Below are 18,083 nucleotides of genomic sequence, written 5' to 3' on the forward strand. Positions count from 1 at the left end.
CTTTTTGGGCAACGCTGTCACATTTCGCCTGCCAGCAGGTCCGCGTAAATCCCGGTCAGTTTATCAGCCCAGCCGTCGGGCGTGTTGGCCATGGCGATCGCCCGGGCATAGGCCCGTTCGCTCATCTGTCGGATGTCTTCACGAGCCATGGCATCCATCGAATGCAAGGCCGCGGCAAAATGGGCCACATCCTGGGTGTTGCAGGTAATGCCGGTGCCGTCCTTGATCACTTCGTCGGCTAAAAATGCCATTTCGGTGAGGATCAAGGGAATGCCGCTTGCCGCCGCTTCCACAGCAACAAGACCGAAAGGTTCCGGCAGCCGGGAGGGGATGACGAGTGCGCGGGCGGTCGTGATGAGTTCGCCGATCTCCTCAGCCCGGCGCCAGCCGTGAAAGATCATTTCCGGGTATTGCGCGACGAGCGCCTCTTTCAGCGGACCGTCTCCGACAACCTCCAGCCTGACGCCTGCGAGCCTTGCTGCGGCAAGCGCATCCTGAGGACCCTTTTCCTGCTCCAGGCGGCCGATGAAGAAGTAGCTGCTGTTGTCTTCGACCGGAACCCGGTGGTCGACAAAAGGTGAAGCGGGGTTGCGAATGGCCAGGAGGTCCTCCGCGCGATAGCCGGCCCGCAGAAAGCCAGCGGCCATCTTTTCGTGAATCAGCAGGAACTTGCCCCAGGGAATGTCACTGCCCATGGCGGAGAAGAGCCGCGCCTGACGGGTGATCCGCCAAAGCTTGTGGGCATAGGACCGGCGATCGCAATGGGTCGTGAGACAGTCTCTTCCCAGAGGAACCAGCTGACACTGGGTCTCCCTGGGATAGTTCATATAGGCGCCATTCGGGCAGGCATGAAAGGAATCGTGCGCATGGATCAGCGTGCGTTCCGCGACGCGATGGAGCGGCACAAAGATTGAAGGCGAGAGGATCTGCGACCAGATGTGGACGTGATAGATGGTGCGCGGTGTATCGTTATGTTCGATCCAGTCGCGGATGAGGGCGCTTGCGGAGCCGTTGTGAATGCCGTTGAGCACCGTTTTCAACGGGTTGCCCTTCAGCAATTCCTTCTGTCCGAGCCGCACGACATCTGCGCCGAGTTCCGAGAAAAGCGGGTTGTCGCCGTCGTCACCAACGATCATGGTCACGGGAATATCTCTGGCGCGCAGCAGGCGCAGAAGCAGAAGCACAAGTGTGGTCGCTCCACCGCGGGCGATGGAGAAGTCATTGATGATGACGACACGCTCCGCCGGCTGGTTCACGGCTTGCCGACCTTCCATTGCTGCAGGCAAAACACGACGTTGCCATCGGCTCGAACGGCACGCGGTGTATGTGCCAAACCGGCTTTCGTGTGGGTGCTCGCTTCGACGGCGACCTTCATATCCAGTTCCTCAACCTCGCGACATCCGGTCGTTCAACCCCTGATATCCCTGCCGCACAGCCTTAGCCGCATTTCCTCTCGATAATGATAACCGGCTGCACTTGCTGGTGCGATCAACTGTTACTTGTGTCGTATTCTCAAGGCAGGCTTAAAATGGGCCTAACGGTCCAAGCCTCTGCGGGGCGAAGCCTAACCGGCGTAAGGGCTTCGCCGGTCAACCGGCGCGGGGAATAGTCTCCATCTCCTCGTCGAGGAAAAGGGGAGTGATCGGCGAAAGTCCGACCTGTTCCAGGGCGGAGACGGTGTCTTCAACGTCGTTGCGGTTGAACCAATTGCCGATGACGGCGAAGCTGTCAGCGGCGTCCTCCACCGCTGGCATCAGTTTTTGCCGGTTCCAGCGCCCCGAATAGACCAGGACCACATCGAACTGAAGCCCTTCTGCCTGCAGCCAGTCCTTCAATGACAGCGCAGTGTGGATACCCTTGGTCGAAATGCGCGGAGAACGTCTGCCGGCCGGCATCAACCACAGGCCGGGCGTGCGGTCCGGATTGACAAAGTCGCCTTCGATCCGCTGAAGCGAGATGGCATCGAGCAATCCCGGCTTCCCGGTTGCCGCAACGAACCGCGTAAGATTGGCCTCGTTCTCGGCATCCACCAGGAGCAGGTCCTTGCCTGTCCCGGCAAGGCTCTTGGCCAGGTTCATTGCAGTGCGATGACCATTGCGATGCTGGGGCGAGGTCAGCAGCACGATGCAATGGTTCGGCTGTCCCGTAGCCTGCCGCATCAACTGACGCATCGCCGTGGCGTATAGATCGCTTGCATCGTCGACTGGGCCGGTTACGCGGGGTTTGCGGTTCTTCACAACAACGGGGACATCTTCCGGCTCTTTGGTGTCGTTGTCGGGCGATGGATCAGGAACCTGGGCGGCCTTGCGCCGGAACCAGTCGCGCATGGGCCGGCGGCGCTTGGGCTCAACCAGTGCAGTTGTGGCCGTGGCTGGCGCAAGGTCGGCTTGTGTCGGCGTGCCAGCGGTGGTCGGTCTGGCGTCGCGCGCCAGGGCAATGCCGCAACCAACCAGGAAACCGAGGATCGTGGCGCCGGCAACGATCAGGGAGCGACGGGGGCCGGCCTTGGTGAGGGGTATCTGCCCTGCGGAAATGATCTGCGGATTTTCGCTGACGGTGCGTTCCTGCCCCGACAGCTGACGCGTCCGCAGCAGGAAGGATTCGTAGACGAGCCGATCGCTGGCCAGCTTGCGTTCCAGTTCGCGCAGCTGGACCATGGATTCATCGGACTCGTTCAGGCTGGCCTTGAGGCTGGCGAGATTCTTCAGCATGAGCTGTCGTTGGCTCTTCAGCTTCTCGGCATTGCGGGCCAGAGAAGTCTCGAAGTCCCTCAACTGGGTGTTGAGAAGTGCAGAGACGGCTTGCGTGCGGGCACGGGCGCTTTGAAGGGAGGGATGGCGATCCCCGAAGGAGGACTGCAGCACCGACTGCTGTTCCAGTGCTGCATGGTAGCGGGTGCGCAATTCGATGATGGCCGGCGTCAGTGACGAATCCGGCGTGTACCGCAGATATTCCGGGTTTGACCGCGCCAGCTTCAGTTCCGACATCAGCGCTTCATTCTCGGCGATCGTGCCGGAGATCCGGGTGATTTCCGTGTTGGTCTCGGCAATCTGCTGTTCGGCCGTCGGGCGCCCACCGACGTCAATGATGTTGTGCTCGGCCTTGTAGGCCTGCACGGCACGGTCGCCATCCTCTACCGCCTTCTCGAGGCTTGCAAGCTGCGCTGAAAGGTCTGTGGTTGCTTGGCGCACGACCCCGTTGTTCATCTGGATGCGGGTCTGGATGTAAGTGTCGGCGACGGCATTGGCCAGGCGCGCGGACTTTATGGGGTCGCTGGTGGTCACGGAGAGATCAATGACGAAGCTCGCCTTGTTGAGATCGGCGACGATCGCTTTCTGCAAAGCCTCAAGTGCTCGTTGGGCGCGCTTTCGGCGATCGGTCTCGTAGGGTTTGGCTGCTCCGAATTCCGGGTCGTCGACAAGGGATTCGGATTCCACCACAGCACCGAGGACCCTCACGGACGTCAGGATGAATTGCTGGTTCAGCGCGCGGGCTTCGGTGGCCTTACTGTCGCTGTAGATCTCGCCTTCGACGATCCTCGACCCTTCAGGGTCGACGAGGATGCTGACCGTGGAGACGTAGTAATTCTTCAGCAGCAGCGAGAAAATCACGGCCATGGCCGCAAAGAGCATGGTAATTGCAATGATTCCAACAAGGCGGCCGCGCAGCACGGAAAAGAAATGCGCCAAGTCGATCTGGGGGATTGCGCCAGTATCCTGCGTCTCTTCGCGCTCCACAGGGGGGATCGAATTCTCGACCATGCTACATACCGCTCAATGGTTGGCTGATTGTCCGGAATCACCGCTGATCCGAGCGAAGCCTATTGGCGATGTCTTAAGATATTATTTACCGTGATTGCATGTCAGTCGGACCGGCGTCGCCGGGTCGGTCGACTACGTTCAAGCCCAAGAGGTGTGCCAGTTTACGCGCGGCCGTATCCCAGGTGAAAAGAGCTGCCTGGTGTCGTCCGCTTTCGCGCATGTGCGCGCGCAATTTGGGATCGGCGGCAAGGCTCATGATCTTCTCAACCCATTCATGAGGCGTGTGCGGGTCGGCCTGCAAGGCCGCGTCACCGCAAACTTCCGGAAGAGCACCACACGGTGCGATGATCGCGGGACAGCCGAGGATCATGGCTTCGAGAGGCGGAAGGCCGAAGCCTTCAGTGGTCGAAGGACAGGCAAAGGCCAGCGCATGGATCATCAGCGCCGCGAGTTCGGCATCGTCGATCCGCCCGACGAAGCGCACATTGGGAGGCACTTCGAAGCCGAGGCTCTCAAAAGTCGACTTGCTGGCCGAGCCGAACAGCACAAGCGTCAGATGTGCGAGGCGCTGGTCGGCGAAGGCCTGGAACAGCACGCGGATATTCTTGTGTGACTGCGTACTCGAAAGCGCGAGCACGTAGCGCTCTTCGTCTAGGCCGCTCGCTGCGACGAAGCCATGGGCCGGAGCATTTGCGAGCACATGATCGCAGCCGTTATGAATGACGGTGATCTTCTCGGCGGGCGCCACGCCGTATCGGACCAACTGCTCCTTTGAGTATTCGGAGACTGTCAGGATGCCCCGGCTGGTGCGCCCGAGCAGCGGCTGGATCAACCGGTACCAGAGCTTGAAACCCAGCGAATAGGATGCCGGTGTCAGGTAGACCTGAGCGTCATGGATCATGGTCAGGGAATCGAAATGGAAGACGGGTCCCATATTGCAGAGGTTGACCAGAAGAGCGTTGCGCGCGATCCACGGGAGGTTGATCTGTTCCCACGGATATTCCCGGGGCAGTCCGCTCGCAAAGCCCCGTTTGATCACGCGTATCATTGAGAAGGACGGTTTGCGTTGTGCAGAGGTCGGAGCAACCACCGCCACGTCGGACAGTTCGATGGCACTCCTGCGGCTGATCACCAGCCGTTCAAAGGCATGGATCAATTCTTCCGCGACACGATGGACGCCGGTGGGTGCAACCGTCAGAAACTTGCCATTGAAGACGATCGGTTTCATGCGCTCTTGTCCCAAACCTGCCGCTCCAATGGGGTCTTTCGGCTCTGACGGTCAACGCAATCCGCTATGGATTTTTTCAGTTCTGCGCGGAAACGGTCGGGTTCAAAGCTCATTGCATGCGCCCGTATGGCCGCAGGATCGAACATGCTGTTGTCGGCTTCGAAGCGCGTCAGCGCCGCGCTGAGTGAATCGACTGTCTGCTCATGGAAAAAGAACCCGGTCTTGCCATCCATGACCGTTTCCAGTGCTCCGCCTCGGGCGAATGCGATGACCGGCCGACCGCTTGCCATCACCTCCAGAGGAACGATGCCGAAGTCCTCGACGCCGGGGTAGATCAGTGCGCGGCACTCGGAGAAGCACCGCTCCATTTCCGCGTCCGATACCGAGCCGAGGAAGCTGACAGTCGGTCCAGCCGATTGCTTGAGTTTGGCGGAGGCGCCATCGCCGATCACCACCAAGGGCAGGTTCAGCTGCGTGCAGGCGGCGACTGCGAGTTCGATTTTCTTGTAGGGCGTGATCTGGCCGGCGCAGAGGTAAAAGTCCTTCGGCCCGTCAGAGATCTTGAAGCGGCCGACTTCGACCGGCGGGTGGATGACCTCCGCTTCGCGGCGATAGAATTTCCGGATGCGCTTGGCCACGTAGTCCGAGTTGGCGATGAAATGGTCGACACGGTGCGAGGTGGTGACATCCCATTGCCGCAGACCTGGCGCTGCCATGAACAGCATGGCGCGCGCGAGCAGGCCGGATTCGGCCATGTATTGCGGGTATAGATCCCAGATGTAACGCATCGGGGAATGACAGTAGCAGATATGCAGAGCATCTGGGCGCGTGATAACGCCCTTGGCTGGGCCGGCTTCGCTCGAAATCACGAGGTCATAATCGGTAAGGTCGAGGGACTCCAGAGCGTGCGGCATCAGCGGCAGCATCTTCTGGTAATGCTTGCGTCCACCGATCTTCTGCAGGAACGAGGTGGTGATCTTGTGGCGACGGATTTTTGGCGACAGGCGATCCGGGTCGGCAACCAGCGTGAAGATGTCTGCGTCAGGAAATAGATCGCAGAAGGCTTCGAGGACCTTTTCTCCTCCCCGCATCGTGACAAGCCAATAATGTACCAGTGCGACTTTCAAGAGAGACTCCACCAAGGCGGTTGTTTATCCAGACCATCACAGCGATCAGTCGTAGGCGGCAGCGAATATCCGAAAAGCATGAAGAACAAGACCTGCATTCGCATGGGAGAGGGCGGTCTTGTATAATTTCTGTACGAAATCGGGATTGATGCGATGAGAAAAGATAAAGTTGGTTAATGCCTCCTCACATCTCGCGATCCCTCTGATGTGTCGCTCCTCGCCTCCAGGATGCGAAGATCTGCCATTTTAACGGGCCTCTCTTTGTTTTGCCGCTATCTGGCCCGAGACCAAGAATTAACCATTCCTGTCATTTCCGGTCGCGCTCGTCCCGGATTCATACAGAAATTACACCAAATGCGCATTGTATCGCAGCGGGGCCCGTCGCATCGCGGCGCCGCTGAGTGCCGGTATCCGGTTGCCAGGCCGATATGGCGTGGCGATCGTTCACTGCCGGTGCCTGGCGATCAGGAAGACTGAAATTTCGGGGTGCCGCTAACAAGCGCATCCGATATCTGATGCAGGAAGGCATAGCGCATGCAAGGCGAGGGTTTGAAAAACGTCCTGGTATTCGGCGGTTCCGGCTTTATCGGAACGCGTCTGGTTGCGCGGCTTTTGGGCGAAGGACATCGCGTCGTGTCGGTGGACATCAAGCCGCCGCGTGTCCGGTTGGACGGCGTTGCCTATCTGCAGGCCGATGTCCGGGATCTGTCCGGGTTCGACCCGGGCATGCCGATCGACCGCATTTACAATCTTGCGGCCATTCACACGACCCCTGGCCATCCCGATCACGAATATTACGAGACCAATATTCTCGGCGCGAACGCAATCACGGCGCTGGCGAGGCGGCTTGGTGTCAAGATGATCGTGTTCACCAGTTCCATCTCCGTCTACGGGCCGGGCGAGGAAACGAAAAGCGAAACGACGCTGCCGGCACCTGTGTCTCCCTACGGCTGGTCCAAGTTCATGGCCGAGCGCATCCAAATGGCCTGGCTGGAAGAGGACACCAGCCGGAGGCTGGTCATATGCCGGCCCGCGGTGATCTTCGGCCCCGGCGAAGGCGGGAACTTCACCCGCATGGCAACGCTCTTGAAGAAGGGTTTCTTCATCTATCCCGGTCGCAAGGATACGATCAAAGCCTGCTTCTATGTCGACGACCTGCTTGAGGCGCTGCAATTTGCCGTCGACAGGCAGGAACGGTTCGTCCTTTTCAACGGCTGCTATCCCGACCGCTATACGCTTGAACAGATCGTCGAGACCTTCCGCAAAAGCCATATGCCGGGTGTCAGAACCTTCATGGTGCCACGGATCGTGGTGACAGGCGCTGCTGCCCTGTTGAAGCCGTTCTCGGCCCTGGGGCTTGGGATCCACCCCGATCGCGTGACCAAGCTGGTGAAATCGACGGATGTCGTGCCAGACTGGCTGTCATCGGTCGGTCTTGCCCGCCCCGGTCGGCTTCCGTCGGCCATCGAGCGATGGCATGCGGCGAGCGGCGGTCGGTTTGCCTGACCGGTGCCTGCTATCCGAAGGCGGATTGGTGCCTGCGTTTCGGCATTGCTGAGCAAAAACAACAGGGCGGAAGAGGCCGCTTCGGGGATAGAGCGCATGGGCAAGGATAACATCACTCTGGCGGTCGCCATCGCGACAGCGGGGCGGCGTGACATCCTCACTGAGACTGTTGCTTTGATGAGCAACCAGATCCGCCAACCGGACGAGTTCCTGATCTGCCCGGCGCGGTTCGAGGATGTCGATGTCGAGGGCGTGCGGGGCCATAACGACGTTGTGCAGATCGTGGAAGGCGCCGTCGGTTCTTCCCACCAGCGCAATGCCATGATCGAGGCATCGAATGCCGACGTGATGGTCTTCTTCGACGATGATTTTTTACCGTCACCCTCCTATCTCGCCGAAGTCGAGGCACTGTTTGCCGCTGACCCACGGGTGATGGTTGCCACAGGTCATGTGATTGCCGACGGCGCGCTGGGACCGGGGCTCGAAATGGAACAAGGCCGGGCGATCCTGACGCAGGATACGTTTCGCGGACCGTACTCTGTGACGCCGATCTTCAATGGCTACGGCTGCAACATGGCGATCCGCCTGGCGCCGGTGCGCAGTCACGGCATTCGCTTCGATGAGAATCTGCCGCTTTATGCCTGGCTGGAGGATGTGGACTTTTCCCGACAGATGGCTGCTCACGGAAACGTCGTTCATGCCACGCAACTGCGTGGGGTCCATCTCGGCACCAAGAAGGCTGGTCGTAGTCCGGGACGCCGTCTGGGCTACTCGCAGATCGCCAACCGCATCTACATCCAGCGCAAGGGTAACATGAACGTCTTTCAGGTCTGGGACGGGAATATCCGCAACCTTTGCGCCAATCTGTTCAAGAGCCTCAATCCCGAGCCCTGGGTGGATCGCCGAGGGCGCCTTTCGGGAAATCTGATGGCGCTTAAAGACCTGATCACCGGCAAGCTTGATCCCAAGAAGATACTGGACCTGTGAACGCAGGTGCTCGAAAGGGCCGAAGGAAGAAACACAGATGCAATTCTCGCTGATCATATCGACGCTCGGGCGCAATGCCGATGTGCTCGAATTCGTTCGTACCATCGAAGCGCAGACCTGCCGTGACTTCGAGGTTGTCATCGTGGACCAGAATGATGACGATGCGCTGGCCAAAGCCATTCCGACGCTTGGGCCATCCTTCCCGCTGAAGTATCGCCATGTTCCGGGGGTTCGCGGTGCAAGCCGCGGCCGCAATATCGGCTTCGAGTTGGCCGAGGGCGATCTTGTCTGCTTTCCCGATGATGATTGCCTCTATCCGCCGCATCTCCTGGACGATGCCTTGGCACTCTTCGCCAGCAAGGGTGTCGACATCGTCTGTGGGCGGGCGGCGGACCAGAACGGTCGAGACATCAACGGGCGATACGAGCCACAGGCACAGGCGGTGTCCAAGGCGAATGTCTTCTCCACACAGATCGAATGGATGCTGTTTTTCACTCGCACCGCCTTCAAGGCTGTCTCGGGTTTCGATGAGGATGTCGGCGTCGGGGCATCGACGCCATGGCAGGCAAACGAGGGACAGGACATCGTCCTGCGTATGCTCGAACACGGTTTTCGCGGTTGGTATGATCCCGCTCTCTTCGGACATCATCCGGAACTCAATGTTGTTCATCCAGATGCACGCATGCGCAAGAAGGCACGCGGCTATGCCCGCGGTATGGGCTATGTGCTCGGCCGCCATGGCTACTCGTTCGGCTACTTCGTACGATATGTGGTGCGCTCAATTGGTGGCATCGTGCTGTCGTTGCTCAAGCTAAACGGCGCAAGGGCAGCCTATTACGCCCATGTCTCCGCCGGGCGCATCGAGGGTTATCTGGGCGGCCGGCGCGGCGCGATGAAACATGCACGGCTGGAAAGCACATCCATCGGGCAGGGGCGGGCACAATGAGGCGCGTGGCATCGGGCGAAATGCATGGGCCGGAGGTTTTCGCAAGCTCTGGCGAGTCTGCACAGCCCATCTGTTTCGACGGGCTGGCCGGCATGTATCACGCAGCTCACGGTGACACTGCTGTTCTTCTCCTGTCACCCTGGGGGTTCGAGGAGTTGTGTTCGCGCATGACCTACCGTCTGCTCGGGGAGCGGTTCGCTGCACTCGGCTATCCCTGCCTGCGCTTTGATCTCCCTGGTACCGGTCATTCGACCCTTGCCAGCGCCGAAATCTCGGACGAGAACTCTTGGCGGACGGCGGTCTGCAAGGCGTATGATCACCTTTGTACCCTCAGCCAGGCGCAAAGGGTCATAGTCGTTGGACAAGGCTTGGGTGGGTTATTGGCCGCTCACCTTGCACAACAAAGGCCTGTCGCTGGGCTCGTTTTCCTCGCGCCGGCCACGCAGGGGCGTGGACACTTGCGTGAGATCGCTGCGTGGACGGCCATGACCAAGGGCGAGTTCAAGGTCAGTTCGACGGATGGTCCGCCCGGAGGCTTCATGTCGGCCGGTTTCGTATTGTCGGCCGCGACGGTGAACGAGATCCGACAGTTGCAGCCCTTGGGAAGTCTACCGGCGGTGGTTCAGCGGGTTCTGCTTGCAACACGCCCGGACAATGCCGCTGATGCCCGGTTGTTGGAGGAACTTTCTGCCAATGGTCTCGTGGTTGAAACCACCGTGTTTGCCGACCATGCCGACTACGTCTCCAGTCCGATCTTCGGATCGATCCCGACCGACACCCTTGATAAGGTCGCGAACTGGGTGACGCAGCGCTTCCCTGTGCTGACCGGCCGACAGGCTCCCGTCACCGTCGGGCAGGCAGTGGCGCACCTCGACGGTGACGGCTATGACGAAAACTTCTTTCGCTTCGGGCCTTCCGACATGTTCTTCGGCGCTTTTACCAGGCCGACTTCTGGCCAGAAGACCAAGACAGCGGTTCTCATTCTCAATGCAGGGGCCGATCATTCCGTCGGATGGGGGCGCTATTCGGTCGACCTTGCCCGCGATCTTGCCCGCCAAGGTTTCTCATCAATGCGGATCGATCAGGCCGGCATTGGGGAAACGCCGCTCTGGCCTGGTCAGCAACAACCGGTGATGTATTCGCTGCGCGCGAATGACGATGTCGCCTGCGCGATCGGCTGGATGGAGGCCGAGGCCGGGATCGAACAAGTCGTTCTCCTCGGCCGTTGCAGTGGAGGATACCCGGCATTTCTTTCTGCGGTTTCGGATCGTCGGGTCGTGGCCTCCGTGATGATCAACGTGCGCAAACTGCATTGGGAACCGGATGAGGACATTCTCAAAGCTATCCGCGATCCGGTCGAACCGGTCGATACATATCGCCAGAACTTGCGCAGTGCGCGCCAGTTCAAGCGCATCATCAACGGTGAACTCAAGGTGTCGACGGTGTTGAGAAAGCTCTCGCGCACACTTGTCGAGATCGCAGCAAAGAAGCTGGCGCCATTGTTCGGCAACCGCTCGCGTCACACCCGCATCAGCCGTATCGTGCGGGCCCGGTTGCAGTCGCTGACGGCGAGGCATGTGCCGGTTGCCCTGATTTACAGCGAAGGGGATCCGGGACTTCGTGATCTGCAGGAATGGGCCGGTCGGGATCTTGCAAAGCTCGCCGCCTATCCGAATGTGGCAGTTCACGTGATCGGAGGGGCCGACCACAATCTCAGCCCCGTGTCCGTGCGTTCGGATGTGACCAACGTCATCGCTCAGTTCTTGAGAGGCAAGCTTTCTCCATCGAATTGATTGGAGGTTGCAGCCAATGACCGAATGGAGCCGCTCGGGCGGTGCGAATTCACTGCCTCTGCAGGATCTTCGACAGGATGCGGAAAGCGCTCGCCTCCACGCCGCCAGGACGCTTCGCAATCACCCATAATGCATAACCGGATACGGCGTAGGTCAGGCAAAACAGGATGCCGGACGCAAAGAATGCGACGTAGAGGTCCTGTTCGAAATCAAGATAATGCTTGCATGCAAGCAGAACCAGAACGCTCGGAATGATCGACAGGATCGGCCGTTTGGCGACGCGAAGCTGATCTACGATTCCAATTCCGGCCGCAGATCTCACCAGTGCCATCGAGGAGACGCTGACCGCGAGCGAACCGCCGGCGCGTGCAATGATCGCTCCTGGAATGCCGAAGAAGGTGACGCCGACGAGCGACAGCGGCACGCGAACGATGAGTTCCATCAGGGAACGCGTGGCCAGGCTGCGGGAGTGGCCGAGAACCATGACCAATGGCGGCATGGGGATCGCCGGGACTGCGAGCAGGCCGGCCAATGCCAGGCCCGCCAGGATCGGCGATGCGCCGTCCCATTGCGGCCCGAGAAGGACACGGATGACGGGGCCGGACAGCATCGCCATGAAGACGAAGATCGGCAGCAGCATGAGGATCAGGCCGCCGCTGCTGCTGAGATAGGCTTCGCGGATGCGTCCATTGTCGCGCGCGGATGCGAAGGCTGCCATCAGCGGACCTGAGGCCGGAGCAACCACAGCCTGGTAGGGTAAGGCGGACAGATCGTTGGCGGCGGCGAAGCGCCCGAAAGATGCGACGTCGATGAAGCGCGGAAGGAGAATACGGTCGATCTGCCAGTTGATGGCGCTGATCGTCTGGGAGATGAAGTTCCAGCCAACCAGATCGGCAAAGAGCGGCCAGTCCGCCAATGTCAGGCGCGGCCGCATCGGTGCCATCACGTAAGAGCAGAGCATCATCACAGTCGGCGTCATGACCGTCCCGGCCGTGATGGCCCAATAGCTGCCCGTGGTGACGGCAATGCTGATCGCGACCGTTGCCGCCAGTGTCTTGCCGAGCAGCTCCAAAACGCCTCTGCGGCGAAAATCCATCGCCTTTTCGAACAGGATCATCCGGGGGCTGATCAAGCCGCGCGTGGCCGGGGCGAGTGCCAGCGTGCAGACCAGCAAGACAAGTCGCTCGTCGCCGTAAATCCGCGCAATTGGCCATGCCAGCGCCGCCATCAGGCCCGCGACCAGCAGGCCGCGCAGCAGACCCAGCGTAAATGCCGTGCTGTAAGCACGGGCCGTGATCTCTGGCAGGCGCAGAAGCGCGGAGGCCAAAGGCAGTTCAAGCACGGCTTCGACGATGAAGATCAGCGTCATGGCCGTCGCGACCAGGCCGAAGTCGGCAGGCCCGAGGAAACGCGCCAGAACCAGCAAGGTCAGGAAGTCGATGACGCGCGAGGCCAGCCGGGCGCCTACGGTCCAGAGCCCGGCATGGATCGTCCTGTCGGTCAGCGGCGCGGCAGACGGTTCCGTCATCAAACCAGCCTTTGCGTGCCGGCCGACCGGCGGCGGGAGGGATTGGTCGCCGCACCTGACTTCACAGGCACCGTCATCGCGGTCGCAGCCGCAAGGGCATAGATGCAGGCGTTCATGATGCCGAAATCGGCCGAGGTGCCGGCGAGAATGCCCATGATCAAGACTGGCGGCATATAGAACCGTACGGCGGTCAGGATCACGGCACCTTCATCGTCGCCGGGCGCTGCCCGACGCAGGAAGGTCTGGATCATGAAGCCGTAATAGAGGAACCCGCCGATCAGTCCGGTATTGCTGAAGACGGCGACAAGGCCGTTCGATGCGCGCGTGCCGCCCATGCCGACGCCCAGTCCCCATGTGTCGAAGAGCGCCTTCAGCGACACCACGGTCCACATGCTGCGTTCCTCGAAGGAATCGGACGAGGCCTTCTGAAAAACGATGGTGTTGACCAGTTCGAGGAAGGGATCGAAGACGGCTGCGTTGAAAAGCGCGAGGAGATAGACTGCGCCCACCGCGAGTATGAGAGCCCAGAATTCCAGAACCAGTCCTTCGCGTGCTCTGCTGCCTTTGGCCGCCGTCAGCAAGCGCCAGAGCCATTCCGCCCCTGCGACGGCACCGAAAACGGCCAGTCCACCATAGGCGGTCGACGAGGTCGAGAGCAGGGCGAAGATGGTCAGTAAAACGATCAGGCATGGGGCGCCGATGAGCCGTAGCCAGGGGCGGGCAATGGCCCTGCGCAGGAAGTAGATCGCCGTCAGGAAGCCGACCGCAAGCGAGCCGAAGGCCGATGCTTCCGGCATCAAGCCCACCACACGCTTGACGTTGGCGATCTCGACATCTGTCAAATAGACGTAGGTGGCTGTCCGAAACATGTCGAGGTAGGGGCCGAGACCGGCGAGGTCGAGCATCCCTGTGACGATCACCATGACGGCGCCGATGCAGAGTGCGCCGAGAACGTGTTGGCGGATCGCCGAGGCTCGAAACGCCAGGGCACAGGCAAAGACGGTCAACACTGAAATCGACAGATACATGATCTGGGAAATGTTCTGCGGCGTGGGGTAGAGCGGCTCTCCGTTCGTCGCCTCCTCCAGGCGCATCGGTATGATGGTCACCATGCCGGCGAACATTCGTGGCATGAACAGTGTCGTCCAAATCGCGACGATCCAAAACAGTGTCAGGAACAGGCATTGCGACGGGCGCAAGGCGATGCTGAGCATGCGCGCCAGACCATTGGTGCCGCCGCCATACATGAAAACGATCACCAGCGCGATGATCGGCGGCGGGGTGAAGCTCAGCCCCTGCGTGAGTTCCGGGGGAATGACGGCAAAGGACCCGAAGGCCATGGAACCGAAGAGGAGATAGAAAATGAAGGGGCCACGGCTCAGTATTGCTGCCAGAAGCAGCACCCAGAACAGTATGATGGAAACGAAATCCATGTCGCTTTCTCGGCTGGCCCGACACAGGCGGAAGCGCTCGGCACCTGCCGCCAGGGTTCGACCAAACCACAGTGCCGTGAATCTTTGCTTAAACTTTTAGCCGACGGTCAAATTGCTCGCCATCGTGGTTCGCCGGCAAGAAACGGCATCGATTGTCTCCGCAGCCACCGCCTAGCGCTCAAGACGATCGATGGGGACGCGCAGGACAATGCGCAGGCCATGGGCGGCCCAGTCGAAATGGATCTCTCCGCCCAGTTGCTGAGCGGCGCTTGTCCGCGCGAGCTTGCTGCCAAAGCCGAGGCTTTGGGGAGCCGCGATCTGTCGTCCAACGAGCGCTTCATTCCACAGCAGCTCCAGGGCACCTTCGACGATGTCCCATCGAACGTCGAGTTTGCCTTCAGAATCGGCAAAGGCGCCGTATTTGGCGGCATTGGTGGCCAGTTCGTGGAGTATCAAGGCAAGGCTTGTCGAGGCCTTCAGCCCGATCTCTACCAGTGGGCCGGACAAGGAGACCCGTGCAGGATCCTCGACATGGGGGCTGAGGATATCCTCGACCAAGGTACCGAGGGAGCCGGTCTCGGGTGCCTGTGGCCCCGAAGCGATGGCGGGCTGGACCAGTTCGTGGGCCTTGGAGAGGGCGCGCAGGCGGCCTTGAAGCGTGTCGACCATCGCCGGCACTGTGGCGGCCGTCCTCGCGGTCATGTTGATCATGCCTGAGGTGATGGAAAAGAGGTTCTTGACCCGATGGTTGAGTTCCCGCAGCAGCAGCTGGCGCGCTTCCTCGGCAATCTTCAAATCATGGATATCGGTGCAGGTGCCATACCAGCGCGTGATCCTGCCGTCGTCATCCCGCACGCATTGGGCTCGACCGATTACCCAGCGATACGCGCCGGAGTGATGCCGCAGCCGATATTCGACATGATAGGGTTGCCCGGTGGCAAGGCTGTGCTGCCAGATCTTCCAGGCTTCCGCTCGATCGTCCGGGTGGAAGGGATTTTCCCAGGCAATGCCATCTGTCGCGCCCTCGCTCAGACCCGTGTACTCGTACCAGCGTTGATTGAAGTAGTCGTGATGCCCGTCGGGCGTCGTCGACCAGATCATCTGGTCGATCGAATTGACGATCGCTTCGAAGCGCTTCTCGCTTTCTCGCAGGGCGGCCATGGCCTTGGCAGCCTCGGAAACGTCGGTCGCCTGAACGAAGATGCCGAGCGTATGGCCTTCCGTATCGATGAACGGCTGAAAAATGAAGTCGACCTGATATTCCTGGATGCTGCCGTCCGGGCGGACGAACTGAACGGGCACGGTTTGCCCGACATGGGGCGTGCCAGTCCGGTACACGGTATCAAGGAGATCGGTGAAGCCCTGCTGCTCAATGCCTGGCAGCGCGTCTGCGACGGTCTTCCCGACCAGATCTCCGCGCTGCACAAGAGTCTCATAGGCGGAGTTCGCCAGCTTGAAGACGTGCGAGGGCCCTTCGAGAATGGCAATGGCGGCGGGAGCCTGGGCGAACATGCGGTCGAGCCGCGAAATTTCCTCCTGGGCCTGCCTGCGGGCAAGCACTGCGGCTGTCGTTTCGTTGCCCTGGTTGAAGATGCCAACGATGGCGCCGTTCTCATCACGAATAGCCGTGAGACTGTAATTCCAATAGGTCTCCGTCTTCGTGCCCGAGCGGACCATCGGCAGCATCTGGTCGTAGGTCGACAAGCCCTTGCCGGTCGCCAGCACCTCTTCGAATTGTGGGCCGACGACCTCCCAGATGTCCGCCCAGACTTTGCGAGCAGGCTGGCCGAGGGCTGCAGGGTGTCGTTCGCCAGGAATGGGCGCCCAGCTGTCATTGTAGAGCAGGCGCAGTTCCGGTCCCCAGTAGATTGCCGTGGGAAATGCCGAGCTCAGACAGATCGAAAGAGCCGACCTCAGTGATGGCGGCCAGCTGTCTATTGGCCCCAATCCGTCAGACCAGTCTCGGTCACGGATCAGTTCGGCCATATGGCCGCCGTGTTTCAGGAAAGCGGGATAGGAGGCGAACTCATCGGCCGTGGATGTCAAGTCTCAACCTCGAAATACGAACGCCCGCAAAGAGATTTGGAATACGCCAATTGCCGCACTAAGTCCATGTGGTTGCTTGTCTAAAATTCAGACCGGTGCAGATCGGAGCACGTCGTCATCTTTGTGATTTTTCTGTCAGGGAAGGGAACTTTTTCAATGAACGGATCATTTGTGTGGGCAGTCTGGCCCAGGACGATATGTATATGACTGATGACAATTCCCCTCAGCGTGATGCTCAAGACGCTGGTGACAGGCTTCTCGCGTCGCATCCGTCCGAGGATCCCTTCGCCGCCGCGTTCAAGGCCACGCGAATGCCGATGTTGATCACGGATCCGCGGCAGCAGGACAATCCCATCATCTTCTGCAATAGAGCCTTCGAGACGCTCACTGGCTACGGCATGGACGAGCTGATTGGGCGCAACTGTCGTTTGCTGCAGGGGCCGCAGACTGATCGCGCTGCTGTCCAGCGACTGCGTGATGCGGTTGCCGCCGAACGCGACGTGGCGCTCGATATTCTCAACTACCGCAAGGATGGCACGACATTCTGGAACGCGCTGTTCGTCAGCCCCGTTCGCGATATCAGCGGCGAGGTCATCTACTTCTTTGCGTCACAGCTCGACTTTACCAATATCAAGAGCAAGGAAGTCGAACTCGCGCAGGCGCGCATGTCGGCCGAGGAGGAAGTGGCGCGTCGGACACGGGATCTGAGCGAAGCACTGAACGCCAAGACCATGTTGGTGCATGAGGTCGACCATCGGGTTAAGAACAACCTTCTCACCATTGCATCCATCGTCAAACTGCAGGCTCGCATGTCCGAGAACGACGTGGTCAAGCGCACATTGTTTTCGGTGCTCAACCGCGTCGAGGCGCTGAGCACGGTGCAGCGGAAGCTGTTCAAAAACAGCGACCTTGGTCGCTTCGATGTGGCGGACTTTGCCAAGGATCTGATCGAGGACCTTGTTGGCGCACTGAAGCGCGACGATATCCGGGTCACGACCGACCTGTCCCCGGTGCTGGTACCGTCCGTCAAAGCCTCGCCTTTGGCGCTGATCGTCAATGAACTCGTGCTCGACGCCGTTCGCAGAGGCTTGAGCGATGGGGGTGGCGAGATTCATCTCCAGGTGAAGCGGACAAATGGGCATTTTGTCATTCGGGTTACGGACACAACCGATCCTGTTCCCGTCAATCCCGACGAGGAGGCATTCGGACGGCTGATGCTGGAAACCTGCGCGAAGCAGCTCAGGGCCGACGTCGAGCGAAGCGTCGAAGGTCACCGGACCGACGTGCTGGTGACCATGTTGGTGGAAGATATGAAGGGTGTCGACGCTTGAGAATTATGATCGTCGAAGACGAAGCGCTGCTCGCGCTCGAATTGGAACTGGAAGTGGAAGCTGCGGGCCACGAGGTGGTCGGCACGGCTGCATCGCGCACTGCGGCGCTCGACATCGTCGAACAGGCCGAACCTCAATTCGCCTTCGTGGACGTCCATTTAAGTGACGGACCGTCAGGGATCGAGATCGGACGCCATCTGGCCGTGACGGGAATTCCCTTTGTCTTCGTCACGGGCAATGTGAAGCGAATCCCTGACGACTTTGTGGGCGCGATTGGCGCAATCGAGAAGCCCTATACGATGAACGGCTTGCAAAATGCGCTTACCTATCTGACGGCACGCATCTCAGGGCAGGAGCCCGTGGCACCCCCGCCCGGTCTGATTCTGGCGGACTGAGT

At 60.1% G+C, this 18,083-nt stretch carries 14 protein-coding genes; 6 read left to right on the forward strand and 8 right to left on the reverse strand.

The window, feature by feature from the left end:
• Window positions 1-17: 17 nt before the first annotated feature.
• From DMY87_RS21200 to DMY87_RS21215, 5 genes are all read right to left on the reverse strand, one after another.
• A complete protein-coding gene (locus DMY87_RS21200) occupies window positions 18-1,256 on the reverse strand; it encodes a glycosyltransferase (RefSeq protein ID WP_165826393.1) in 1,239 nt (412 codons plus the stop codon).
• Window positions 1,253-1,375, reverse strand: coding sequence for a hypothetical protein (locus DMY87_RS24555; protein WP_280953049.1), 123 nt, complete (start codon window positions 1,373-1,375; stop codon window positions 1,253-1,255). The genes DMY87_RS21200 and DMY87_RS24555 overlap by 4 nt, the downstream gene beginning before the upstream one ends.
• 214 nt (window positions 1,376-1,589) lie before the next feature.
• The gene (locus tag DMY87_RS21205) at window positions 1,590-3,761 is read right to left on the reverse strand and encodes an exopolysaccharide transport family protein (protein ID WP_110793634.1); all 2,172 of its coding nucleotides are present in this window, start codon (window positions 3,759-3,761) and stop codon (window positions 1,590-1,592) included.
• A gap of 85 nt (window positions 3,762-3,846) precedes the next feature.
• A complete protein-coding gene (locus DMY87_RS21210; RefSeq protein ID WP_110793635.1) occupies window positions 3,847-4,989 on the reverse strand; it encodes a glycosyltransferase family 4 protein in 1,143 nt (380 codons plus the stop codon).
• Window positions 4,986-6,116: a glycosyltransferase gene (locus DMY87_RS21215; RefSeq protein WP_110793636.1), complete on the reverse strand. Its 1,131-nt coding sequence runs from the start codon at window positions 6,114-6,116 to the stop codon at window positions 4,986-4,988. The genes DMY87_RS21210 and DMY87_RS21215 overlap by 4 nt, the downstream gene beginning before the upstream one ends.
• Window positions 6,117-6,650: 534 nt before the next feature.
• On the opposite strand from DMY87_RS21215, the gene DMY87_RS21220 reads away from it, so the two are divergent.
• The 4 genes from DMY87_RS21220 to DMY87_RS21235 all read left to right on the forward strand — a co-directional run bounded on the left by DMY87_RS21220 (window position 6,651) and on the right by DMY87_RS21235 (window position 11,348).
• A complete protein-coding gene (locus tag DMY87_RS21220) occupies window positions 6,651-7,622 on the forward strand; it encodes an NAD-dependent epimerase/dehydratase family protein (RefSeq protein WP_205908202.1) in 972 nt (323 codons plus the stop codon).
• Between the two features lie 96 nt (window positions 7,623-7,718).
• On the forward strand, window positions 7,719-8,609 hold the full coding sequence (locus tag DMY87_RS21225) for a glycosyltransferase family 2 protein (protein WP_110793637.1): 891 nt from the start codon (window positions 7,719-7,721) through the stop codon (window positions 8,607-8,609).
• Between the two features lie 37 nt (window positions 8,610-8,646).
• Complete coding sequence (locus DMY87_RS21230; RefSeq protein ID WP_110793638.1) at window positions 8,647-9,555, forward strand: glycosyltransferase family 2 protein; 909 nt, start codon at window positions 8,647-8,649, stop codon at window positions 9,553-9,555.
• Between the two features lie 92 nt (window positions 9,556-9,647).
• The gene (locus DMY87_RS21235; RefSeq protein WP_280953052.1) at window positions 9,648-11,348 is read left to right on the forward strand and encodes an alpha/beta fold hydrolase; all 1,701 of its coding nucleotides are present in this window, start codon (window positions 9,648-9,650) and stop codon (window positions 11,346-11,348) included.
• A gap of 49 nt (window positions 11,349-11,397) precedes the next feature.
• Here the strand turns inward: DMY87_RS21235 and DMY87_RS21240 are convergent, their stop codons facing one another.
• The 3 genes from DMY87_RS21240 to DMY87_RS21250 all read right to left on the reverse strand — a co-directional run bounded on the left by DMY87_RS21240 (window position 11,398) and on the right by DMY87_RS21250 (window position 16,355).
• Complete coding sequence (locus DMY87_RS21240; protein ID WP_110793640.1) at window positions 11,398-12,876, reverse strand: oligosaccharide flippase family protein; 1,479 nt, start codon at window positions 12,874-12,876, stop codon at window positions 11,398-11,400.
• Window positions 12,876-14,309 carry a hypothetical protein gene (locus tag DMY87_RS21245; RefSeq protein WP_110793641.1) on the reverse strand — a complete coding sequence of 478 codons (1,434 nt, stop codon included), beginning with the start codon at window positions 14,307-14,309 and terminating at the stop codon, window positions 12,876-12,878. The genes DMY87_RS21240 and DMY87_RS21245 overlap by 1 nt, the downstream gene beginning before the upstream one ends.
• Window positions 14,310-14,480: 171 nt before the next feature.
• Window positions 14,481-16,355 carry a sensor histidine kinase gene (locus tag DMY87_RS21250; protein ID WP_245408999.1) on the reverse strand — a complete coding sequence of 625 codons (1,875 nt, stop codon included), beginning with the start codon at window positions 16,353-16,355 and terminating at the stop codon, window positions 14,481-14,483.
• 203 nt (window positions 16,356-16,558) lie between these two features.
• Between DMY87_RS21250 and DMY87_RS21255 the strand changes: the two genes are divergently transcribed.
• Window positions 16,559-17,686: a PAS domain-containing protein gene (locus DMY87_RS21255; RefSeq protein ID WP_110793707.1), complete on the forward strand. Its 1,128-nt coding sequence runs from the start codon at window positions 16,559-16,561 to the stop codon at window positions 17,684-17,686.
• On the forward strand, window positions 17,683-18,081 hold the full coding sequence (locus DMY87_RS21260) for a response regulator (RefSeq protein ID WP_110793642.1): 399 nt from the start codon (window positions 17,683-17,685) through the stop codon (window positions 18,079-18,081). Before DMY87_RS21255 ends, DMY87_RS21260 begins: the two co-directional genes overlap by 4 nt.
• The last annotated feature ends 2 nt before the right edge of the window (window positions 18,082-18,083 follow it).

The organism is Peteryoungia wuzhouensis (assembly GCF_003205195.1).
Lineage (GTDB): Bacteria > Pseudomonadota > Alphaproteobacteria > Rhizobiales > Rhizobiaceae > Allorhizobium > Allorhizobium wuzhouense.